The sequence below is a fragment of the Thauera sedimentorum genome (genome assembly GCF_014489115.1).
Lineage (GTDB): Bacteria > Pseudomonadota > Gammaproteobacteria > Burkholderiales > Rhodocyclaceae > Pseudothauera > Pseudothauera sedimentorum.
In genome coordinates this window covers 1,481,204-1,502,452 of the sequence record NZ_JACTAH010000002.1, presented here as the reverse complement: position 1 = coordinate 1,502,452, position 21,249 = coordinate 1,481,204, and the positions used below count along the sequence as shown (strand labels likewise).

At 70.4% G+C, this 21,249-nt stretch carries 17 protein-coding genes; 3 read left to right on the top strand and 14 right to left on the bottom strand.

All coding sequences use genetic code 11. The annotated features are described in order from the left end of the window. The first annotated feature begins 26 nt into the window (after positions 1-26). Genes IAI53_RS16895 through IAI53_RS16885 form a run of 3 tightly spaced genes read left to right on the top strand, consistent with a single transcriptional unit; the run spans position 27 to position 3,752 of the window. Positions 27-1,571: a lipopolysaccharide biosynthesis protein gene (locus tag IAI53_RS16895; protein ID WP_187719300.1), complete on the top strand. Its 1,545-nt coding sequence runs from the start codon at positions 27-29 to the stop codon at positions 1,569-1,571. A gap of 55 nt (positions 1,572-1,626) precedes the next feature. Further along, the gene (locus IAI53_RS16890) at positions 1,627-2,571 is read left to right on the top strand and encodes a polysaccharide pyruvyl transferase (RefSeq protein WP_187719299.1); all 945 of its coding nucleotides are present in this window, start codon (positions 1,627-1,629) and stop codon (positions 2,569-2,571) included. After that, positions 2,568-3,752 carry a glycosyltransferase family 4 protein gene (locus tag IAI53_RS16885; RefSeq protein ID WP_187719298.1) on the top strand — a complete coding sequence of 395 codons (1,185 nt, stop codon included), beginning with the start codon at positions 2,568-2,570 and terminating at the stop codon, positions 3,750-3,752. Before IAI53_RS16890 ends, IAI53_RS16885 begins: the two co-directional genes overlap by 4 nt. A 196-nt stretch (positions 3,753-3,948) precedes the next feature. Here the strand turns inward: IAI53_RS16885 and IAI53_RS16880 are convergent, their stop codons facing one another. From IAI53_RS16880 to IAI53_RS16815, 14 genes are all read right to left on the bottom strand, one after another. Continuing rightward, positions 3,949-4,911, bottom strand: a complete 963-nt coding sequence (locus IAI53_RS16880; protein ID WP_187719297.1) for a glycosyltransferase family 2 protein — start codon at positions 4,909-4,911, stop codon at positions 3,949-3,951. Beyond that, on the bottom strand, positions 4,908-5,876 hold the full coding sequence (locus IAI53_RS16875) for a glycosyltransferase family 2 protein (protein WP_187719296.1): 969 nt from the start codon (positions 5,874-5,876) through the stop codon (positions 4,908-4,910). Before IAI53_RS16875 ends, IAI53_RS16880 begins: the two co-directional genes overlap by 4 nt. A gap of 4 nt (positions 5,877-5,880) precedes the next feature. Beyond that, the gene (locus IAI53_RS16870) at positions 5,881-6,843 is read right to left on the bottom strand and encodes a polysaccharide deacetylase family protein (protein WP_187719295.1); all 963 of its coding nucleotides are present in this window, start codon (positions 6,841-6,843) and stop codon (positions 5,881-5,883) included. Continuing rightward, on the bottom strand, positions 6,840-8,183 hold the full coding sequence (locus tag IAI53_RS16865) for a putative O-glycosylation ligase, exosortase A system-associated (RefSeq protein ID WP_187719294.1): 1,344 nt from the start codon (positions 8,181-8,183) through the stop codon (positions 6,840-6,842). The genes IAI53_RS16870 and IAI53_RS16865 overlap by 4 nt, the downstream gene beginning before the upstream one ends. A gap of 4 nt (positions 8,184-8,187) precedes the next feature. Continuing rightward, positions 8,188-9,576 carry a phenylacetate--CoA ligase family protein gene (locus tag IAI53_RS16860; protein ID WP_187719293.1) on the bottom strand — a complete coding sequence of 463 codons (1,389 nt, stop codon included), beginning with the start codon at positions 9,574-9,576 and terminating at the stop codon, positions 8,188-8,190. A gap of 29 nt (positions 9,577-9,605) precedes the next feature. Next, entirely contained in the window at positions 9,606-10,697 is a 1,092-nt protein-coding gene (locus IAI53_RS16855) for a glycosyltransferase family 4 protein (protein WP_187719292.1), read from the bottom strand. Between the two features lie 236 nt (positions 10,698-10,933). After that, entirely contained in the window at positions 10,934-12,139 is a 1,206-nt protein-coding gene (locus IAI53_RS16850) for a TIGR04063 family PEP-CTERM/XrtA system glycosyltransferase (RefSeq protein ID WP_187719291.1), read from the bottom strand. A 15-nt stretch (positions 12,140-12,154) separates the two neighbouring features. Further along, positions 12,155-13,105 carry a hypothetical protein gene (locus IAI53_RS16845; RefSeq protein WP_187719290.1) on the bottom strand — a complete coding sequence of 317 codons (951 nt, stop codon included), beginning with the start codon at positions 13,103-13,105 and terminating at the stop codon, positions 12,155-12,157. Then, on the bottom strand, positions 13,098-15,038 hold the full coding sequence (locus IAI53_RS16840) for an XrtA/PEP-CTERM system amidotransferase (RefSeq protein ID WP_187719289.1): 1,941 nt from the start codon (positions 15,036-15,038) through the stop codon (positions 13,098-13,100). The genes IAI53_RS16845 and IAI53_RS16840 overlap by 8 nt, the downstream gene beginning before the upstream one ends. Positions 15,039-15,044: 6 nt before the next feature. Beyond that, complete coding sequence (locus IAI53_RS16835; RefSeq protein WP_187719288.1) at positions 15,045-16,211, bottom strand: TIGR03088 family PEP-CTERM/XrtA system glycosyltransferase; 1,167 nt, start codon at positions 16,209-16,211, stop codon at positions 15,045-15,047. Next, positions 16,208-17,791, bottom strand: coding sequence for an exosortase A (gene xrtA, locus IAI53_RS16830; RefSeq protein ID WP_349771939.1), 1,584 nt, complete (start codon positions 17,789-17,791; stop codon positions 16,208-16,210). Before xrtA ends, IAI53_RS16835 begins: the two co-directional genes overlap by 4 nt. Continuing rightward, complete coding sequence (locus IAI53_RS16825; protein WP_187719287.1) at positions 17,788-19,038, bottom strand: TIGR03087 family PEP-CTERM/XrtA system glycosyltransferase; 1,251 nt, start codon at positions 19,036-19,038, stop codon at positions 17,788-17,790. The genes xrtA and IAI53_RS16825 overlap by 4 nt, the downstream gene beginning before the upstream one ends. Positions 19,039-19,355: 317 nt before the next feature. Beyond that, complete coding sequence (locus IAI53_RS16820; RefSeq protein WP_187719286.1) at positions 19,356-20,396, bottom strand: FemAB family XrtA/PEP-CTERM system-associated protein; 1,041 nt, start codon at positions 20,394-20,396, stop codon at positions 19,356-19,358. Positions 20,397-20,409: 13 nt separating this feature from the next. After that, positions 20,410-21,249 carry an XrtA system polysaccharide deacetylase gene (locus tag IAI53_RS16815; protein ID WP_187719484.1) on the bottom strand — a complete coding sequence of 280 codons (840 nt, stop codon included), beginning with the start codon at positions 21,247-21,249 and terminating at the stop codon, positions 20,410-20,412.

Sequence of the window (21,249 nt, the reverse complement as noted above, 5' to 3'; positions counted from 1 at the left end):
TGGGCGTCCCGACCGGGCCCGAGAACATGGCCGACAAGCCCCTTCCCCTGTCAAGACGGCACGACCAGCGTCACGCGCTCATCCGCCGCGCCTTCGTGCTGCCCTCGCGCGACCTGGGGCAACGCGTGGTCAGTGGTGCGAGTTTCACCCTGCTCGGTATCGCCGCGCGGACGCTGCTGACGATCGGCTCTATGGCCATCCTCGCGCGCCTGCTCACCCCGGCTGACTTCGGTTACATCGCGATGGCCGCCGTGGTCACCGAGTTCGCAAGCCTCCTGGCCAGCTTCGGCCTCGGCAACATCCTCATCCAGAAGCGGGTCGTGAGCCGCCTGCAGCTCGATACGGTGTTCTGGGCTGGCACCGCAACCGGGTGCGCGATCGCCGCGCTGGTCTTCCTGGTGTCGTTCGCCACCGAGCTGCTGTTCGCGGAGCCCACCGTCGGCGGCCTCCTGCGAGCGCTGAGCATCACCTTTGTATTGGCCGGCCTGACGACGGTACACGAAGCCGTGCTCGCCCGCCTGATGCAGTTCCATACCGAGTTCTACATCCGCATCGGCGCACTGGGCGTCCGCGCGCTCACCTCCATCGTCTTCGCCTGGCTCGGATTCGGGGTCTGGAGCCTGGTTGCAGGGCCAATCGCCGGCGCCCTGGCGCAGCTCGTGCTGATGTTCATCGCCGTACCCTTCCTCCCGCGCCTGCGCTTTTACGCCGCCTATCTGTTCGCAAACCTGCGGACAGGGGGCAGCTACATGGGTAACACCTTCCTCTACTATCTGATGATGAACGTCGACCTGCTGCTGATCGGCAGGCAACTCGGCGCCAGCATGCTTGGCTACTACCAGAACGCGCGCTCGCTGACCGATGAGATCCGCGGGCGGATCGCCATGCCGCTGCAGCGCGTGCTGTTCCCAGCCTTCTCGGCCATGCAGGCTGATCGGGACCGCCTGCGGCAGTCGGTCTTGAAGAGTTCACGGATACTGGCCGCCATCATCTGCCCGATCGGCTTCGGACTGTCCGCGGTAGCGGAGGAACTCGTGCCCATGCTCTACGGCGACCAGTGGCTACCCATGATCCCGGTGCTGACGATGCTCGGCATCGGTGCGGCCCTGCGCGGTTCGACCTCGATCGCCTCATCGCTCTTCAATGCACAGAACCGCGTTGCGCTATCGCTGCGCTACAACGTGGTCGGGGCGATCATCCTGATCGGCTCCGTCCTCGCCGTCGTCTCCCACGGCCTGGAGGCCGTCACCGCGGCGATCGCGCTCAACGCGATGTACTCGATCGTCGTTCTGCGGGCTAGTTTCGGCCTGATCGGGCTCGACTTCCGCGACTTGCTGCATGTGCTCGCGCGCCCCGTCTTGGCGGCGATCGCGATGTGGATATGCATTGCCGTGCTCCGCACAGCCCTGGCTCCGATGCAATTCTCGACATTCGTCGCGCTGCTGTTGCACGTTTCTACCGGTGTCGTGACCTACTCACTGGCCCTGCACCTGCTATCACGACAGTATTTGACCGACTTCACCGACTTGGTGACGCGAATTCGTGGAAGGCAGCACCGGCGCGCAGACTGAGCGACTCAAAGCCATCCGCAAACGCAGACGTCCCTCGCCACTCGGAGCAGGAAGCATGCACCTCCACTATTTCAGGGATCCGAACGGAAACTTCGGCGACGATCTGAACCCATGGCTGTGGAATCGTCTCCTTCCCGGATTTTTTGACGACGACGCCTCGGAGCTTTTCGTCGGCATCGGCACGCTGCTGAACCACCGCCTCCCCGCGGAACCACGCAAGCACGTCTTCGGCAGCGGGGTCGGCTATGGCGACCTGCCGGTGCAGGACGACCGGCTGGTTATCCATGCGGTGAGAGGACCGATGAGCGCCGCCGCGCTCGGCGTACCGGCCAGTTGCGCAATCACCGATGCCGCCGTGCTCATCAGGCTTGCCGGCACACCCGCACCAAATCCGACAGCGCGCTGCGGCCTGATCGCTACCGGACACAGCATGCTGCAGTTCGACTGGGAGTCAGTCTGCCGTGACGCAGACATCCGCTTCATCAGCTGCCATTGGAGTGTCGACCGCGTGCTTGCCGAGATGAACGCCTGCGAGATCTTGCTGTGCGAGGCCATGCACGGGGCCATCGTCGCGGATGCGCTACGGATTCCCTGGGTGCCGATTTCGCTTTACGGCCGCCTGCTCGAGTTCAAATGGCGGGATTGGCTGGCAAGCGTGAAGATGGAATACGTCCCCCAGCACATCACCCCGCTCTATAACGCAACCGACTTGCCGGTCGCCCAACGCATCAAGAACGCCGCCAAGCGCCAGCTGGCCCGCTGGGGCGCTCTGCCGGCGAAGGCAGCTCCCACCGCACCGCCGAAGCGGAGCTCACAGCGCGACTACGATCGCGCGGTAGGCGACCTCGAGCGCTGTGCCCGCCTGTCCGGATCACTGAGCGCCGAAGAGCAACTGGACGGACACATCGACCGCTATCTTCAGCTCTTTCAAGCGACACTCGGAACCCAACTCCAAGTATCTCGATCCCCGTCGCCGCATCCGAGTACCACACCACAATGAAGATCGCCCTGCTCTGCTCCGGCCTAGGCCACGTCAACCGCGGACACGAAGTCTTCGCCCGCGGCCTCTTCGACCTGTTGCGCGACCATCTCGACATCACCCTCTTCAAGGGCGGCGGCAAGCCGGCCGAGCGCGAGCGGGTGATCGACAACCTGCCGCGCCGCGCGGCCTGCCTGGAGCACATCCACGCGACCGGCTCGCCGAACTGGGCCGAGGCGATCCGCGAGCACGAGCGCTGCCGGATCGAGGCCGTCACCTTCGCCTACGCGGCGCTCAAGCCGCTGCTCGAAGGCGGGTTCGACCTCATCCACTGCCTGGAGCGCGAGGTCTGCGAGGTGATCCACCAGCACCGTCACCTGTTCCGCGTGGTGCCGCGCATCGTGTTCTCCAACGGCGGCGCGATCCCCGCGCGCGACCTGCCGCCGTGCGACGCGGTGCAGGAACATTCGGCCTGGAACCTGCAGCGCAGCGCGCGGGACAAGGCCTTCATGATTCCGCACGGGGTGGACCTCGACCGCTTCCACCCCGGAGTGAGCAGCGACCTGCGCGAACGCCTGGGCATTCCGGCCGAGGCCACGCTGGCCATCAGCGTAGGCACCATCTGCTACTGGCACAAGCGCATGGACTACGTGATCCGCGAGCTCGCACCGCTGGAGCAGGTGCATCTGCTGGTCGTCGGCCAGGAGAACGCCGACAGTGCGGCGATCAAGGCGCAGGGGCAGGCGCTGATGGGCGGACGCATCCACTTCGCCACCCTGCCGCACGACGAACTGCCCCGCGCCTACGCGGCGGCCGACCTCTTCGTGCTCGGCTCGCTGGCGGAGACCTTCGGCATCGTCTACATCGAGGCGCTGGCCATGGGGCTGCCGGTGTTCTGCACCCGCCACCCCAACCAGCGCGCCATCGTGCAGGAAGGCGTGTTCGTCGACATGTCGCAAGACGGCGCACTCACCGCCGCACTGCGCGACACACCCCCGGCGCGGCTGGCCGAACTGCGCCGTCTCGGCCCGGAGATCGCCCGGCGCGACTACGACCTGCGCGTGCTGCGACAGCGCTATCTCGACGAGTACCGGCGGATCGCCGCCACGCCGGGCCAGCTGCCCGCCTGGACCCTGCGCCGCCGCCTGGGCGCCAACCTGCGCAACCTGGCGCGGCGCGCGGGGCGCGTGCTGGACACCTGAGCACCGCAATCGCGGCCAAGTTGCCGCGGGGCAAGCGACACGCCACAACAGCGCTGTATTCCCCTCGCCGCATCGCCCACCCCCGTAGGAGCGGCCTTGGCCGCGATTGCGGCGGTGGTTTTGTCGACGGGCGGATCGCGGCCAAGGCCGCTCCTACGGGGCGCAAGAGACAGCTCGTTCGTCCGGCAAGCCGTTGTCAGCCGGGCAGCATCGCCTTCAGCCGCGCCGCCACCAGGTAGGCCATGGCCCGCCAGCGCCGCGGGTCGTGCCGCAGGGCGGTGAGGTAGGCGCGCCAGGCCACATCGGGGGAGCCCCGATGGTAGTGGCCGTAGCCGAAATCCATCGCCAGCTTGGCCAGTCGCGCCTGCACCCGCGCCGCCGGCACGCTGCTGCCGTCCGGCGCGGTGGCGCCCCATCGGTCGAACGCGGCGGAGATCACCCGGTACTCGTAATCCACCGCCTTGGGCCGGTTGGTCAGGCTGCCCGGCACCGCGCGGTAGTAGGAATAGGTGGCCGCCAGCTTGTCGATACGGCACAGGCGCGAGGTGCGCAGCCAGTAGTCGTAGTCCTCCCCGGCGACCAGCGCGGTATCGAAGAAACCGACTGCCTCGGCGATCTCGCGGCGGATCATCACCGTGGAGGTATGCACGATGCAGTCGAACAGCAGCTTGGTGTAGATCCACCCGGACAGCGCCGGAACGATCTCGCCCGGCTGCGCCGGCGCGGCCATCGCCGGCAGGCGGTAGCGGCCGTCCGCGTCCGCCTCCCAGACCAGCCAGTGGTGATAGACCAGGCCGGTGTCCGGGTGGCGCTGCAGGTAGTCCACCTGGGCGGCGAGCTTGCCGGGAAACCAGCCGTCGTCGGCGTCGAGAAAGCAGATGTAGTCGCCACGCGCCTCGCGCAGGCCGGTGTTGCGCGCCGCGGCCACGCCGGCATTGGGCTGGCTGACGATGCGCACCTCGGGCGCGGCGGCACGCACCAGCTCGACGGTACGGTCGCGCGAGCCGTCATCCACCAGCACGATGTCCAGCGGGGCATAGCCTTGCGCCTGCACGCTGCGGATCGCGTCCAGCACGAAGGCTTCGGCGTTGTAGGCGGGGATGACCACCGACACCAGCGGCGCAGTGCTCCCGGAATCCGTGGCGTTCGCCGGGCTCATGCCTGCTCCGGAGTTCTGCCGGGCCACAGCGCGAACAGCGGGAGCTTGGCCAGCGCCAGCAGGTTGGCCCGGCGCTTGCCGAAGCGCAGCGACTGCAGGTGGCGGCGTGCGGCCTCGCCCAGCTGCCGGTGCAGACGGCAACGATAGCCCCAGTTGAACAGCACGTCGGCCATGTTGTCGTGAATGCGCGCCACGTCCGCCGCGGCAAGGCCCGGATAGGCCAGCATGTGCTGGTAGGCCCGCAGCAGCATCGGTGCGTTCTCGGCGGCCTCCGGTGCGCTCTCGAAGGAGACGTTGCCGCCGTGCAGACAGTAGCGGATCTGCGCGGCCTTGAGGCAGCCGAAGGTCCGGCTGCGCGCCAGGCGCACCCAGAACTCGTAGTCCTCGGCGATGCGCAGTTCCTCGCACATCAGTTCGCGGGCGGCGTCGCGGCGCATCACCACGGTGGACAGGTTGAAGTAGCAGCCGTACTCAAGCAGATGGCTGAAGTAGTCCGCGCCGAACACCAGCAGGCCTTCGTCCTCGAAGCCGACCGGCGCCCGGGCGAGCTTGCGCTCGAAGTTGGGCCCCATGTAGTCGACCGGACGGCCTTCGCATTCGTACTGCGCGCGACCGAACAGCACGCCGAGCTGCGGATGCGCGGCGAAGGCCGCTGCAGCCGCGGCCAGGTGGCCGGGCAGGTAGGCGTCGTCCGAATCGAGCAGCGCCACCAGATCGCCCTGCGCGGCCAGCAGGCCGGTATTGCGCGCACCGGCCGGCCCCTTGCCGCGGGTGTTGCGCAGCACCCGCAGCGGACGGCCGGCGTAGTTCGCCGCCAGCCACGCCACGGTGTCGTCGGTGGAGCCGTCGTCCACCACCAGCACTTCGAGCTCCAGCCCCGGGCCGGCCTGGGCGAGCACGGAATCGACCGCCGCACCGATCAATGCGCGGCGGTTCCAGGTGGGGATGACGACCGAGATCTTCATCGGCTCACACCACCTCCGGGCGGCGCTTGCGCAGATTGCCCAGCATGCGCAGGCCGAAACGCCAGCGCGTGCGGTCCCAGGGGGTGAAGCGGGCGAGCTGGTAGAGGTCGGCGTCGGCGTCGTTCACCCCCCAGTTGGTGCTCAGCGCGGCATCGAAGCCCAGCTCGCGCACCATGTCGACATGTTCGCGGCGGTAGTCGCTGGCGGCCTTGCCGTTGGGATAGGCGAAGAGCGCGACACGCTCGCCGGTCAGTGCTTCGAGCTGCGCGCGCCCCTCGGCGATCTCGCGCCGCGCCTGCGCCGGGGCGCTGCGCGCGAGGATGGGGTGGCTCACCGTGTGCGCACCTATGCCCATGCCGGCCTCGTGCAGTGCGCGCACCTGTGCCGAACCGAGCATGAGGTCGTCCGGCAGCGGGGCGGCGCAGCGTTCGGCCAGCTGCGCCACCGCGTCGGCGCGGGCGGCGGGCTCCATGTGCTTGATCGCCGGGATCAGGTGGTCCAGCGCCGCACGGCGCTCGGCGATGCTGCCCAGCGGCAGCGGCGGCACGCCCGCGAGTCCGCTGTCCAGGCGCTCGAGGCGGGTGTTGCGGACCGCCTCGATCACCGTGTCGTTCCACATCCGCCCGCCGTCGAGGAAGCCGCTGGCGATGAAGAAGGTGGCGTGCATGCCACGGCGCTGCAGCAGCGGTACCGCGTGGAGCAGGTTGTCGGCGTAGCCGTCGTCGAAGGTGATCGCCGCGGCCCGGGCCGGCAGCGAGCGCCGGCGCAGGCGCTCCAGCGCCTCGGCGAGCGGCAGCACCTTGAACCAGTCGCCTATCCAGCCGAGCAGCGCGTCGAAGCGAGCCACGTCGGGTTCGTCCGGAAACAGCGGATCGCGTTGCGGCAGCACGCGATGGAAGATGAGGATGCTCAGGGCGCCGGAGGCTCCCGGCGGCGAGGCCAGCCGCATGGCGAGACGCAGGCTCATGAGTGCTGCCGCCTCGCCACGCTGGTCGCCGCGGCGGCGCCGGGCTGCGGGCGCTTGCGACGCAGCAGGCCGGCGTACTCGAGCAGGCTGCCCGGCGGGTCGCGCTCCCAGCCGCGGGTTTCCACCCAACGCCGGGCGAGCACCACCATGACCATCATGTTGTAGGGCAGGTCGAAGTAGGACAGGCTCAGGAAGGCGCCGCCGGCGGCGAAGCCAACCAGCCCCACCTGCACCATGGCGCCGAGATCGGCCGTCCACCGCGCCTGCGGAATCCCCTTGGCGTGCACCCGCAGCCAACCGGCGGTGCGGTAGGTGGCGATCCACATCGCCAGATAGAGGAAGAGGCCGCCGAAGCCGTGGTTGCCGAGCACCTGGAAGTAGATGCTGTGCGCGGCGATCACGTGGTCGTTGTAGTAGCCGTAGAGATCGAAGAAGTGCTGGTGCTGGTAGCTCATGCCGGCGCCGAAGAGGTGATGCTTGGCCACCTCCCAGGCGACGATCCAGCCGTTGAGCCGGCCGACCGCGGACTGATCCTGCTCGTACTCGGTGATGGTCGCCATGCGCTCCCACCACTCGACCGGCATCATCGGCAGGATGACCAGCGCCATCAGCGCGATCAATGCGGTCATCATCCCCTTCTGCTCGCTGCGCCACCAGAACATGGCCGCCATGGCGATCAGCGCCAGGAAGGCGCCGCGCGAGTGCGAGCCGGCGGCGGCGATCGCGCACATCAGCATGGTGAAGGTGAGCGCGTGGCGCGCCCACTTGTGCTGCACCTGCAGGTACAGAAAGTGCACCATCGGCACCACGATGATCAGCGCCAGGGCGAAGGCGTTGTTGTCCTCGATGAAGGAGCCGCCCGGCCCCCACACCCGGTAGTTGCCGCCATGCAGCGCGGTGAAGATGCCGCCCTTGAGCCCCAGCAGCGCCAGCGAACCCACCGTGACCCAGACGAAGGCCATGATGTGGTGGCGGTTGTTCAGCAGGATCAGCGCGACGAAGGTCATCAGGTAGATCTTCATCACCTTGTCCCACTGCGCGTAGTCGCCGGCGGGATCGACACCGAACAGCCAGGACAGGGTGATCCACACCGAGAACGCGAGGAACAGCCAGATCGGCGCACCCTTGAAGGGCGATTCGCGCTCGCGGGTGAACAGCATGCCGATCAGCGTGACCAGCGCCGCCACCATGGCCACCGGCGCGGTGGTGGCAAAGCCCCAGGCGTAGCGGTGCGGGTTCATGATGCTGATCCAGGTCCACAGCATCACGCCTATCCACGGCCGGCGCAGCGCCATCAAGGCGAACAGCGCGACCAGCGAGATGACCAGGATGTCGCGCATCGGCTCAGGCCTCCACGGCCGCGGGTGCGGCAGCGCCCGCCGTGGCGGGTACATGGCTGACGATGTAGCGGAACTTGCCCGAGCGCTCGGCGGGGATCTCGGCCACCTGCTCCACCTGCACGGTGACGCCCTCGCCCAGGCGGCGGCGGAAGCCCTGCTCGATGGCGGCCACCGCAGCGGGGTCGAAACCTTCGCCGGTGACCAGGTACACCCGGGTCAGCGCCAGCGACTCCTGCACCACCTTGAAGGCCCGCACCCCGGGCAGGTCGCGCACCACGTAGATCAGCGACAGGCCGTGCATCACGGTGCCGTCCGCGGCCACCACGAAGTCGGTGCTGCGCCCCTGGATCTCCTTGAGCAGCGGCAGGCCGCGCCCGCAGGCGCAGGGGGCGTCGTCCAGCACGCCGACGTCGCCGGTGCGGTAGCGGATGAAGGAATAGTCGCGGGTGGCCAGGTGGGTCACCACGATCTCGCCGGCCTGCCCCGGCGGCAGCACGCGGCCTTCGGCGTCGACGATCTCCACCACGATGTCCTCGGCGGTGATGTGCATGCCGCCGGCCGGGCACTGGTGGGCGATGAAGCCGGCGTCGCGCCCGCCGTAGCCGTTGGCCACCGGGCAGCCGAACAGGCGCGAGATGATCTCGCGCTGGTGGTCGTAGAGCCGCTCGGAGGTGACGAACACCACCTTCACCCCGAGGTCGTCCAGGCGCACGCCGCGGCGCTCGGCATGCAGGGCGATGTGGCTGATCGCCGAGGGATAGCCGAACAGCATGGCCGGGCGGCGCTCGCGGATGCGCGCGACGAAGGCATCCACGCGCTCGTCCGACATCTCGAAGGCGGGCAGCAGCTCGGTGCGCATCAGCGCGTCGCGCAGCCCGCGCAGGCGGTCCTGGGCGCCGAGTTCGATCGGCGAGCCCCACACCACGATCTCGCGGTCGCCGATGTCCACGTCCCACCAGCGCGTGGCGCGCCACTTGGCGGCGACGTCGTGGGTGACGCGCTCGGCGCCGATGTAGAAGATCAGCGGCTCGCCGCTGGAGCCGCCGGTATTGAAGCGCGCCAGCGCGCCGGCATCGCCGGCACGCAGGGCGTCGCTGTGCGCGCGGATCAGCGGCTTGGTCAGGAAGGGCAGCGCCTGCAGGTCCGCCACGCCGCGCAGCGCGCGCGGATCGAAGCCCTGGCGGGCGAACAGATCACGGTAGTAAGGCACGTGGGCGCCGACGTCGGCCAGCAGGCGGCGCAGGCGGTCGAGCTGCAGCGCCTCGATGCGTTCGCGCGGCCACCACTGGGACGCCTCCATGGCACGGCGCACGCGCACCGTGTCGTGGCGCTTCAGGCGCTCCTGCAGCGGAAACAGCACCCCGGCGACCAGCCGGGTGTAGAGGTCCGACATCCTTGCTCCTTGCCGCTTGCGCCCGGCACTCAGCCGACCGGGTGCAAGGCGTCGCGATAGGCCGCGGCCAATTCGCCGCGCACGGCCTCCCAACGGTAGCGCGCCACCTCCTCCAGGCCGGCACCGACCAGCCTGTCGCGCAGCGCCGGATCGTCCAGCACGCGCAGCGCCGCGTCGGCCAGCGCTTTGTCCTCTCCCGCCGGCACCAGCAGGGCGGTTCGCCCGTGCTCGACCATGTAGGGCACGCCGCCCACCCGGGTGCTGACCACCGGCACCCCGCTGGCGAGCGCTTCGAGTACCGCGTTGGGCATGTTATCCACAATGCTGGCGTTGAGCATGAGGTCTGCGTCACGATACAGCGCAGCAATCCCGTCGGGATCGAGGCGACCCGTGAAACACACCGCGGCGGCGATGCCGAGCCGGTCCGCCAACGCGCGCAGCGCCGCTTCCTGCGGTCCGCTGCCGGCCACCGACAGGCGTGCGCCGGGGTAACGCGCGCGCACCCGCGCGAAGGCCTGCAGCACCGTGTCGATGCCGTAGATCGGCTCCAGGTTGCGGGTCACCACCAGATGCGGCGCCTGCCCGCCCGCCGCACGCTCAGGGTCGGGGTGGAAACGGGCGAGGTTGACGATGTTGGGCACGATGCGCCCGGCCATGCCGTGGCGCGCGAACACCTCCAGCAGGAAGCCGGAAGGCAGCACCAGCGCCGCCGCCCGGCGCATGGTCGGGCGCACCCGCGCCGCCGCCCGGGCAAGAAAGCTGCCCGCGTCGCCACCGCGGTAATTCACCACCACCGGCACGCCGCGCAGCGCGCCGATCCACACCGCGGGCGCGGCGAACAGATGCCAGGACCAGCCCGAGTTGGCCATCACGTGCACCAGCTGCGCACGTCCGCAGGCCCGCCACAGCGCGGCGACATAGGGCAGCAGGCGGAACAGCGCGCGCAGGCCGCGCAGCCCCGCCACCCATGCGGGACGGTAGGGCGCGTTCACCTGCACCACCTCCACCTCGGCGCCCTCGCCGCGCAACAGCTCGGCGAGCTGGCGGGTCTGGTTGGCCATGCCGCCGGCCGGCGGCGGCAGCGGGCCGACCAGCGCGATGCGCAGGCCTTGCCAGTTCATCCTAGAAACCTCAGTTGGACGCGCCCGAGTGTGCGTCTGGCGGGCCGTCTGGCAAGGCGCGACGAAGCCGCATGGTCATTCCCTGCAATGAGAAGCAACGCGGCCAGGCGGCCCGCCAGGCGTGCAATCGGGTGCGTAGCGCGCTCACCGCATCGGTGAGGCTTGGTGAAGGCAGGCAACACAGTGTTCATCTGGCTTTCTGGACATCTACAAACGGTCAACTGCGGTTTCTAGGATCACGCCGGCGGACGCCCGAGCACGCCGGCATAGGCCGGCTGGTAGTTCGCGACGCTGCGCTTCCAGTTGCGCACCTGCTCGACGAACTGCCGCCCGGCGACGCGGATCGTCGGCCAGTCGGCGCGCCGTTCGAGCATCTCGCCCACCGCGGCGACCAGCGCGGGCACGTTGCCGGCGGCGAACAGCCGGCCGGTCTCGCCGTCGCGCACCAGCTCCTTGTGGCCGCCCACGTCCGAGGCAATGAAGATGCGCCCCTGGGCCATGGCCTCCAGCGGCTTGAGCGGGGTGACCAGCTCGGTCAGGCGCATCGAGTGGCGGGGATAGGCCAGCAGGTCGATCAGGTCGTAGTAGCGGCTCACCTCGGCATGCGGCACCCGGCCGGTGAACACCACCTTGTCGGCGATGCCCAGCGCCGCCGCCTGCGCCCGCAAGGCGGCATCCTGCGGCCCGCCGCCCACCAGCAGCACGCGCAGGGCGGGATGGGCGGCGAGCAGGCGGGGCATGGCCTCGAGCAGCAGGTCCAGCCCCTCGTAGGCATAGAAGGAGCCGACGAAGCCGAGCACGGTGGCGCCGTCCAGGCCGAGGCGCGTGCGCAGCACCGGGTCCGGTTCGCCGGAGAGCTGGAAGCCTTCGATATCGACCGCGTTGGGGATCACCGTGACCCGCGCGGCGTCTATTCCGCGCCCGACGATGTCGCGCCGCAGGCCTTCGCAGATGGTGAACACGTGATCGACCCGGCGCAGCGCCCAGCTTTCCAGCGCGCGGGTGGCGCGGTAGCGCAGGCTGCCTTCGCGGGTGGTGCCGTGGTCGACCGCCGCATCCTCCCAGAACGCGCGGATCTCATACACCACCGGGATACCCAGCCGGCGGCCCACGCGGATGGCCGGCACCGCGTTGAGCACCGGTGAGTGCGCGTGCAGGATGTCCGGGCGCAGCGCACGGGCGAGTTCCTCAAGGCGGGACTCCAGCGCGCGCATCAGGCGCAGTTCGTTGAGCCCGGCGGCCGCCGGCGCAGGCACCGGACAGCGGTGGAACAGCAGGCCGTCCACATCCTCCGCAGAGGCCGCGCATTCGCCCTGCTTGGGCGAGGTCAGATGATGGGTTTCCCAGCCGAGCGCGCGCTGTTCGCGCAGGATGGCCGCGGTGCGGAAGGTGTAGCCGCTGTGCAGCGGAATCGAATGATCGAGGACATGAAGGATGCGCATCGTACGCCCCGGGGTTCAGGTTCGCGGTTGCAGGGGGCGCGGCGCCGCCCCGGACGGGGGCCGGGAGGGCTGCGCGCGCAGGCGGGCGAGCGCGAACCGGCACAGCGGATCGCGTGCCAGCACGCGGGAACAGGCTGCAGGCTGGGCTTGGGCCCAGTCGCCCACCAGTTGCTCGACCGTGCCGGGCAGCTGGGCGGGCGGACGCTGCTCGACCGCCAGGAACTGGTGGATGGCGGCATTCTCCAGCCGCCCCTGGGCCTGGCGCAGCCGGCGGCGCCACATCACCGCCAGCTCGCGCGGATGCCAGCGCGGACCCGCATGCGCGACATCCCAGCTTGCGCCATCGACCACGTGGATGCGTCCGCTCTGCCACGGGTGCCGGGCGGGGTCGAGCGCGAAGCACAGCAGCGCGCCGACCACGCCATCGACACGGTAGAGGCCCAGCGGCAGGCGGATGCCGGCATCGCGCAAGCGCCCGAGGACCGCACCGCGCAGGGCGTGGAAGTTGCCGTGCAGCCCGCCATGCTGCAGCATCGCGGCGCGCAGGCCGGGCGCGGACCGCCCGGCCGTGGGCACGCCGGCCGCGGCCCAGGCGGAGTCGTCACCGGCGAGCGCAGCCTCCAGGCCTGCGAGCGCATCCGTGTGCAGCAAGGCATAGCCGTCGACGAAATGCTGGTAGCGCGCTTCGCCGCTCACCTCGTGCACGTAGCCGTTCCAGGCCGCGGCCTTGTCGGCCAGCGGCAGGCTCCAGGCGCGCACCTGGACGCCGTCGCCCGGCAAAGGCAAAGACGAAGAGTCGACGACGGCCGCGAGGGCGGCGCCGAGCGCCGGGTTGCCGTTGATCAGCAGATGGATCGTGCTCTGCCCGCCCGCATGCGCGCAGGCTGCACGCAGCGCATCGATGGCGCGCAAGGCCACTTCGGCCGGCTCGCGGCACAGGAAGAGCGCGATCTCGCGCTCAGGCATGGCACACCGCCTCCGCGCCGCGCCCGGCCGGTGCCGCCGCGCCCGCCCCGGCGTTGCGCAGGAAGGCTTCGAACATCAGCAGCGTCCACAGCGGCGCGCTGTAGTCGCGCAGGCCGGACTGGTGGGCGTCCACCAGATGGGTGAGCGTGCCGCGGTCGAAGTAGCCGGTGGCGGCCAGGGTGTCGCCGAGTACGGCCTCGCGCACCCGCTCGCGCAGGGGGCCGCGGAACCAGCGCGCCAGCGGCACCGCGAAGCCCATCTTGGGACGGTAGAGCACGTCGTCCGGCAGCATGGGCTCCAGCGCCTTCTTGAACACGAACTTACCCTCGTTGCCGCGCACCTTGAGCGAGGACGGCAGCGTGGCCAGCCATTCGACCAGCGGATGGTCCATCAGCGGTTCGCGCACTTCCAGCGAATGGGCCATGCTGGCGCGGTCGACCTTGGTGTTGATGTCGCCCACCAGATAGGTCTTGAGGTCCAGGTACTGGACCAGCGCCAGCGGATCGTCGGTGTCGGCGCGCGCCGCGTGGAGGCGGAACACCTCCAGCGCCTCGTAGCCGCCGAGCTGGGCACGCAGCGCGGGCGAGAACAGGCGGTGGCGCTGCTCGTCGCGCAGGATGGACACCGAATGGAAATAGGCCTGCACCGAGTCGCGCGCCAGGGCCTGGAAGGTGGTCTTGGCGCGCAGCACGCGCGGCGCCCAGTCGGCCTTGGGATAGAGCCGGCCGAGCAGGCCGAACAGCGGCCGCCGGCAGCCCAGCGGCATGGCGCCGCGCAGGCGCTCTTCCATGAGGTGCAGGCGGTAGCGCCGATAACCGCCGAAGCTCTCGTCGCCGCCGTCGCCCGACAGGGCCACGGTGACGTGGCGGCGGGCGAGCTGGCACACCCGCCAGGTGGGGATGGCCGAGCTGTCGGCGTAGGGCTCGTCGTAGAGCGCGGCGAGGCGGTCGATGAGCTCGAAGTCGTCGGACTCCACCGTCTCCACGCGGTGGTTGGTGCGGTAGCGCTCGGCCACCATGCGGGCGAACTCGGCTTCGTTGAAGGCCGGGTCGGCGAAGGCGATCGAGCAGGTGTTGACCGGGCCGTCGGAGAGCCCCGCCATCGCCGCCACCACCGCGCTGGAATCCACCCCGCCGGACAGGAAGGCGCCCAGCGGCACTTCCGAGATCATGCGCAGGCGCACCGATTCGCGCAGGCGCTCGACCAGCTCGGCGCAGGCGTCCTCCTGGGTGATCGGGTTGTCCAGGGTGAAGTGTACGTCCCAGTATGCGTGCGGGCGCGGCAGCGCCTCGCCGCGGCGCACGCACAGGGTCTCGCCCGGGCCGAGCTTGCGGGCGCCGGCGAAGATACAGCGCGGTTCGGCCACGTAGCCGAGGGCGAAGTACTCCTCCACCGCCAGCGGGTCGATGCGCCGGTCCAGCGCCGGGTGCTGCATCAGCACCTTCAGTTCCGAGCCGAAGGCGAGCGTGCCGTCGGGCAGTTCGGCGTAGTACAGCGGCTTCACGCCGAGGCGGTCGCGGGCGAGGAACAGCGTCTGCTGCCCGCGGTCGTAGAGCGCGAAGGCGAACATGCCGCGAAAGCGCGTCACGCAGGAGGCGCCCCAGGCCTCCCAGGCGTGCACGATCACTTCGGTGTCGCTGCGGGTGTGGAAGCGGTGGCCGAGGGCTTCGAGTTCGGGGACCAGCTCGGCGTAGTTGTAGATCTCGCCGTTGAACACCACCGCCACCGATCCGTCCTCGTTGAACAGCGGCTGCTGCCCGGTGGCCAGGTCGATGATGGACAGCCGGCGGTGGGCCAGCGCCACGCCCGGCTCGAACAGGAAGCCGCCCTCGTCCGGGCCGCGGTGGAACTGGACGTCATTCATCCGCTGCACCAGCTCGCGGGGAAAGTCCCGCTTGCCGCGCAGGTCGAACAATCCGGCAATGCCGCACATCTGCGCCTACCCCCGTGTAGCGTGGCCAGCCGCGGCCAGCAGTTCGTCGTAGAGCGCGACATAGCGCGCCACCATACCGTCCAGGCTGAAGGTCTGCTCCGCCCGCGCCCGTCCGGCCAGGCCCTGGCCGAGTGCGGCCACCGGGTCGCGCAGCCAGTCGGCGATGGCCTCGGCCATCGCCACCTCGTCGCCGGGCGGCACCAGCGTACCGGTGCGCCCGGGCTGCACCAGCTCGCCGTTGCCGCCCACGTCGGTGGCGATCACCGGCAACCCGCTGGCCATTGCCTCCAGAATGGTGTTGGAGATGCCCTCGGCGCGCGAGGGCAGGACGAAACCGTCCAGGGCGCGCATCACCTCCGGGGTGTCGCTGCGCTCGCCGGCCAGCCACACGCGCTCCGCCACGCCGGCATCGGCCAGCACGCGCTCGATCTCGCCGCGCAAGGGGCCTTCGCCGACGATCACCAGGCGCAGCGGCTCGGCCAGCGCCGGTTCGCTGCGCAACAGGTGCACGAAGGCGCGGGCGAGCAGCACCTGGTCCTTGACCGCCTGCAGGCGGCCGACCGTGCCGATCACCCTGAGTCGGGAGTCGTTGAAGGGCGAGCCGGCCAAGGGCTCGCGGCCGTGGATAGGCATGTGGAAGCGGCGGGTGTCCACCCCGTTGCAGATGCGTTCGATGCGCTGCGCGGGCACGCCGACGCGCTCGCGCAGGTAGTCGGCGAGGTGGCCGGAGAGCGCCACGTAGCGGGTGACGAAGGGCCGGTAGGCGCGCCGCACCCACTGGTAGCGGCGGCGCAGGCCCTGCGGGTCGCGCGTGTCCCAGCCATGCTCGCCGTGGATGCGTACCGGCACCCCCGCCATGCGCGCAGGCAGCTGCGCTTCCAGCGCGGCCAGGTTGCGGGTATGCACCACCGCCGGGCGCAGCGAGCGGAACAGCGCGGCGATCTGCCGGTAGAGCCGGAAGCCGTGTCCGGGCGGCTTGGCGAGGTCGATGAAGCTCACGTCCTCGCGCTGCACCCGCGCGCGGAAATCCGGGCAGCTGTCGGTGAGCGCCACGATGGCGTGGCGGTAGCGCGCCGCGGGCTGGCTGTTCACCAGGTTCACCAGGCCGTTTTCCAGCCCGCCGACGCGAAAGCCATACACCACGTGCGCGATCAGGGGCCGCGGGTCGTTCATCGCGCCACCTCCGTTGCTTGGCGCAGCATGGTCTGCAGGGCCGGCCCCGCCGCGCGGGCGAAGTCCTCCGCGCTGGCCCGCGCGCGCGCCTCGTCGTAGCCCAGCGGCACCAGCAGGGCCACATGGGCCGCGTCATCGGCGCGCCCGGCCAGGCGGTCCAGGGCCTTCAGCGCCTTGGCGCGGATGTCGCTGGTCACCACGCGCTCGTCCATCCAGTACCAGGACCAGGCCGCCAGCCTGCGGTAGCCGTCCTGGCTGCCGACTACGGCGCGGCGCACGGTGACGGGGCTGCCGTCGGCGGCCACCGGCAGTTCGTCCCGCTGCTCTTCGAGCAAGGCCCAGCCCGGGCGCTCGCCCCCCACCAGGCGGTTGCCCCACATGACCAGTTCGCGCCCGGGGTGCTGCGCCGCGTAGTAGTGCACCTGCAGGGTCACGACCTCGTCGCCGCGCCGCCAGCTACGGCGGAACTCGCCGCGCGCGCCGAGGAAATGCGGGCGGAAGCCCGGGTCGGCGCTGTCGTCCGGCGTCCACCCCGGCACCTCGGCGCGCATCGCCAGCGCGACCTCGAAGGCCGCCACCGGTGCGTCGAAACGCGCCAGCAGCACGGGCCAGGCCGCGGTGACCGCCGCCAGCGCCAGCACCGGCCACCAGCGCACGGCCGCCGTCCCCGCCGGCGCGACCGCTGCCGGTTGTGCGGGCTCGGGTTCGCCGTCCTCGCGCCAGCGCGCGCCGATGGCGAACATCAGCAGGATGACCACGCCGAAGAACAGCCAGCCGTAGACCAGATGATCGACGCCCGCAGCAACGCGGTTGTCGGTAAGGTAGCCGAGCATCACGATCAGGTAGGCGCGCACCCAGTTGGCGACGATGGGCACCACCGCCGCCACCGCGACGAAGAGCAGGCGGCGGTGCAGGCTGCGGTAGTTGAGGTAGGCGTAGAGCGTGCCGACCATCAGCGAGGCGATCAGGTAGCGGATGCCGCTGCAGGCCTCCACCACCGACCAGCGCCCGTTGGGCACGATGAAGTGCAGGCCTTCCTGGAACACCGGCACGCCGGACAGGCGCAGCGCGCCCACGGTGAAGGTGGCGGTGTGCTGCATCAGCGCCGGCATCAGGAACTCGCCGACCGGCGCGCCGAAGAACAGGAACAGCAGCGGAAAGGCCAGCACGCGCGACAGCCGCCAGCCCAGCATGCCGGCCAGGGCGCCCACCAGCATCGCCACGAAGGCCAGGTGTTCCAGCGCATTGACCGACACCATGCGGGCGAGCAGCCAGGCCAGGCCGGCGAGCGCCACCGGCAAGGCCGCCCAGGCGGTGGGCTGCGGACGCGCCAGGCGGTCGCGGCGGCGCCACACCAGCCAGGCGCAGATCGGCAGCACCACCAGGCCGTGGGCAAAGGTCTCCGAGCGCCACCAGATCGCCGCGATGCCCTGCGCGGTGGGCCAGTACCAGGCCAGCAGCCAGGCAAAGGCGCCGGCCAGCGCCAGCGCGACCGCTGCCCCGCCCTGCCCTGTCGCCTGCCCGCCCTCAGGCGCTTGCGGCACGGCTGCAGCCAGGGGCGGCGGCACGTCGCGCTTCACGCTGGCGCCCCGGCGGCGAGCGGTGCCTGCGCGGCGCGCGCGAGCGGCGTGCCGAGCAGCGCGTCGAGCACGCCAAGGTGTGCGGCCCAGCTGTAATGGCTTTCCACCGTCCGCCGCGCTGCTGCGCCGATCTCCGCGCGCAGCGCAGGATCGGCCAGCAGGCGGTCCACCGCGGCGGCGAATTCGGCGGCCGTGCCGGCGGTGACGTAGGACTGCCCCGGTTCGCCCGCCAGGCCGACCGCGGAATCCGCGGACACCACCACCGGACGGGCCATGGCCATGGCCTCGAGCACCTTGTTCTGGATGCCGCGCGCCACCCGCAGGGGCGCGACGACCACGTCGGCGTGGGCCAGGTAGGGACGCACGTCCGGCACGGTGCCGGTGACCACCACGTCCGGTCCGGCCAGCTCGCGCACGGCCGCGGCCGGGTTCATGCCCACCACGTAGAAGCGCAGCCCCGGGTGGCGGGCGCACAGGACCGGCAGCACCTCTTCGGCGAACCAGCTCACCGCGTCCACGTTGGGCCAGTAGTCCATCGCCCCGGTGAAGGTCAGCACCGGCCCGCCCGCCGACCACGGAGCCGGCTCCTCGTGGGACGGCGAGAAGAACTCGGCATTTACGCCGTTCTGCATCACCCACACCTGGCCGGCCGCCTCGGGGGCCGCGCGGCGGAAGATCTGCGCCTCGGCCTCGGTGACGAAGAGCGCGGCGGTCGCCCGCTGCGCCGCCCGGCGTTCGAAAGCGAGCAGTCGCTCGCCCTCGCGCCGGTACAGCCAGGCCATCGGCCCGCTGCGCCGGGCGGCATACTGGGTCCACTTGGCGGAATCGACGTCGCAGAAATCCACCACCACGCTGTCCAGTTCCGGGATATCCGCGTACTGCGCCATCGGCCCGGAAAACACCACCGCCTGGGCGATGCCTTCGCGTCGCACTGTGTTCTCCACCCAACGCCGCAGGCGGGCGCTGCGATAGTAGGGCAGGCTGAGCGCCTCACCGCTGAGCAGGCCGCGCAGGCTGGCCAGGCGCGCCGTCAGCGGATCGAGGCGTTCGGCGTGCACGCCGGCGCACCATTCGTCCAGGCGGGCGACGTGCTGCCGGTCCTCGGGCTGGTCGACGAAGCAGGCGAGGAAGACCCGGTAGTGCCGCGCCAGATGGCGCAGGATGTTGAAGGAGCGCACCTTGTCGCCCTTGTTCGGCGGCCACGGGATGCGGTGGGCGAGGAAGAGGATGGGCGGGCGCGTGTCCATGGCCGGGTTCATCCTAAAAACCGCAGTTGGACGCGCCCGGGTGTGCGTCGGGCGAGTTGTCTGGCAAGGCGCGACGAAGCGGCATGGTCTTCCACGGCCGGATTTGCACATCCGGCCGGCTTCGGCGGCGCGGCGCATGCGCCGCGAAACCCCGCCTCCGCCCCTGCAATGAGGAGCAACGCGGCCAGGCGACTCGCCCGGCGTGCAATCGGGCGCGTAGCGCTCTCACCTAATGGGTGAGGCTGGGCGAAGGCAGGGAACGTTGTATTCATCGGGTTTTCTGGACACCAACAAGCGGTCAACTGCGGTTTTTAGGATCATCCCAGGTTGCGCACGATGTAGGGCCCGAGCGCATTGGCCACCGGCAGCGGCAGGCGGCGCCACAGCGCGATGAAGGCCCGGTACTTGGGGTTCAGCGGATTGTTCTGCGGCACGCTGTCGCGCTTGTACAGGCGGTATTCGTAGGCCAGCGGCTGCGGCTCGAAGCCCCAGTTCTTCTTGAACGCATAGGGGCCGGTGCCGAACTTGCTGCGCCCGTAGTCGAACAGCGTGTCGCCGCGCTCGCAGGCCCGGCGCATCAGCTCCCAGTACTTGAAGTCGTTGGCGGCCAGCTCCCTCGCGGCCGCATGGTCGCCGGCGTAGTAAGGCAGCACCTCGCCGCGGAAGCGGAAACCCAGTACCGAGGACAGCGCCCGGCCCGCGCCATCGGTGACCGTGAGCACCTCGCAGTCGCGGCCGAAGGTGCCGAGCAGGCGTTCGAAGAAGCGCCGGGGCAGTGCGGGCGTGCCGTGGCGCAGCACGTTGTCGGCATAGAGGGCGAAGAAGCGCCCGGCGTCTACGTCGAACTGGCTCACCAGCCCGTTCTTGATGCCCTTGCGCACCATCGCCCGCTGCTTGCGCGGGATGGCCAGCAGGTTGGCCTCGACCTCGGGCAGGATGGGCTTGCGGAAGGTGGCGTAGACGTCCTGGCGCGGCCAATCCGGGTGGCGCGGCGCCATGTTGCGGTATTCGAGGTGCTGCACCCCGAGGCGCAGCGCGAGCGCCTCGGCCTCGGCCTCCAGGCGGGCGACCGCCTCGGCATCGTCGCCGGCGATGCCGCCATAGACGCAGAAAGGCTGCGAGACCAGCGCATGGCCGAACAGCCGGCTCCTGACCTCGGCCAGCGGCAGCACCGCGACGACCGCGCCCGCGCGCCGCGCATACAGGTAGTAGCTGCGGTGGCCGAAGACCTCCTCGATCAGCGCGCGCCAGGCCGACAGATGGAAGAAGCTCGCCTGCGGGCAGGCGTGGACGAAGGCGTCCCACTCGTGGCGCTCGTCGTCCGCCAGGGTGTGGATGGTGAGCGTGGCAGGCTGCATGGGCGCCGGCTCCTCACGCGGCATCGCGGAACACCGCGTCCGCCCGCCCCCAGCGGAAGTCGCTCAGCAGGCGCTGCAGGCGGGCTTCGGTGTGTTGCAGGTTGAGGTAGTGCCGGAAGCGGGTTCTGGCGCTGGCCTCGGTGACCCGCGGCTGCTCCGGGTCCACCTCCCAGGGATGGAAGTAGAAGATCGCCGGGCGCCCGTCCTCGCGGTTCACCCGGGCGATCTGCCAGCGCGAGACCGCGTAGGGCAGCAGGCGGAAATACCCCCCGCCGCCGGCCGGCCAGTTGCGCCCCAGCCAGCGGTTGGTGGTGACCGGGATCTCGACCAGGCCGTTGTCCAGCCGCCAGGGGAAGCGCGGCGCGTCCGGCATGCCGTAGTGGTCGTGCTGCACCGGATAGACGCTGGAGCTGTAGCGGTAACCGGCTTCGGCGATGCAGTCGTGCGCCCACAGGTTGTCGCGCCCGATGGAGAAGCTGGGCGCGCGGTAGCCGGCGACGTCCTGCCCGGTGATGTCTTCCAGCACCGCCTTCGCCAGCCGGATGTCGGCCAGGAAGGTGTCCGGCTTCTGCGCGCTGGCGCGCTCGTGGCCATAGCCGTGGCTGGCGATCTCGTGCCCGCCGACGGCGATGCGGCGGACCAGCTGGGGGTAGCGCTCGGCGATCCATCCCAGGGTGAAGAAGGTGGCGCGCGTGTCGTGCCGCTCGAGCAGTTCGAGGATGCGCTCGACGTTGGCCTCCACCCGGCAGGGCACCGTATCCCATTGCGTCCGCGGAAAGTGCGGGGCCAGCGCGGAGACCTGGAAGTAGTCCTCGACGTCTATGGTCAGCGCATTGGTGATCGGTGCGGGCAT

Bases quoted from the DNA above. Each gene is read 5' to 3' on its own strand.
- IAI53_RS16895 (WP_187719300.1), top strand. From the start codon at position 27: ATGGCCGACAAGCCCCTTCCCCTGTCAAGACGGCACGACCAGCGTCAC.
- IAI53_RS16890 (WP_187719299.1), top strand. From the start codon at position 1,627: ATGCACCTCCACTATTTCAGGGATCCGAACGGAAACTTCGGCGACGAT.
- IAI53_RS16885 (WP_187719298.1), top strand. From the start codon at position 2,568: ATGAAGATCGCCCTGCTCTGCTCCGGCCTAGGCCACGTCAACCGCGGA.
- IAI53_RS16880 (WP_187719297.1), bottom strand. From the start codon at position 4,911: ATGAGCCCGGCGAACGCCACGGATTCCGGGAGCACTGCGCCGCTGGTG.
- IAI53_RS16875 (WP_187719296.1), bottom strand. From the start codon at position 5,876: ATGAAGATCTCGGTCGTCATCCCCACCTGGAACCGCCGCGCATTGATC.
- IAI53_RS16870 (WP_187719295.1), bottom strand. From the start codon at position 6,843: ATGAGCCTGCGTCTCGCCATGCGGCTGGCCTCGCCGCCGGGAGCCTCC.
- IAI53_RS16865 (WP_187719294.1), bottom strand. From the start codon at position 8,183: ATGCGCGACATCCTGGTCATCTCGCTGGTCGCGCTGTTCGCCTTGATG.
- IAI53_RS16860 (WP_187719293.1), bottom strand. From the start codon at position 9,576: ATGTCGGACCTCTACACCCGGCTGGTCGCCGGGGTGCTGTTTCCGCTG.
- IAI53_RS16855 (WP_187719292.1), bottom strand. From the start codon at position 10,697: ATGAACTGGCAAGGCCTGCGCATCGCGCTGGTCGGCCCGCTGCCGCCG.
- IAI53_RS16850 (WP_187719291.1), bottom strand. From the start codon at position 12,139: ATGCGCATCCTTCATGTCCTCGATCATTCGATTCCGCTGCACAGCGGC.
- IAI53_RS16845 (WP_187719290.1), bottom strand. From the start codon at position 13,105: ATGCCTGAGCGCGAGATCGCGCTCTTCCTGTGCCGCGAGCCGGCCGAA.
- IAI53_RS16840 (WP_187719289.1), bottom strand. From the start codon at position 15,038: ATGTGCGGCATTGCCGGATTGTTCGACCTGCGCGGCAAGCGGGACTTT.
- IAI53_RS16835 (WP_187719288.1), bottom strand. From the start codon at position 16,211: ATGAACGACCCGCGGCCCCTGATCGCGCACGTGGTGTATGGCTTTCGC.
- IAI53_RS16825 (WP_187719287.1), bottom strand. From the start codon at position 19,038: ATGGACACGCGCCCGCCCATCCTCTTCCTCGCCCACCGCATCCCGTGG.
- IAI53_RS16820 (WP_187719286.1), bottom strand. From the start codon at position 20,396: ATGCAGCCTGCCACGCTCACCATCCACACCCTGGCGGACGACGAGCGC.
- IAI53_RS16815 (WP_187719484.1), bottom strand. From the start codon at position 21,249: ATGCCCGCACCGATCACCAATGCGCTGACCATAGACGTCGAGGACTAC.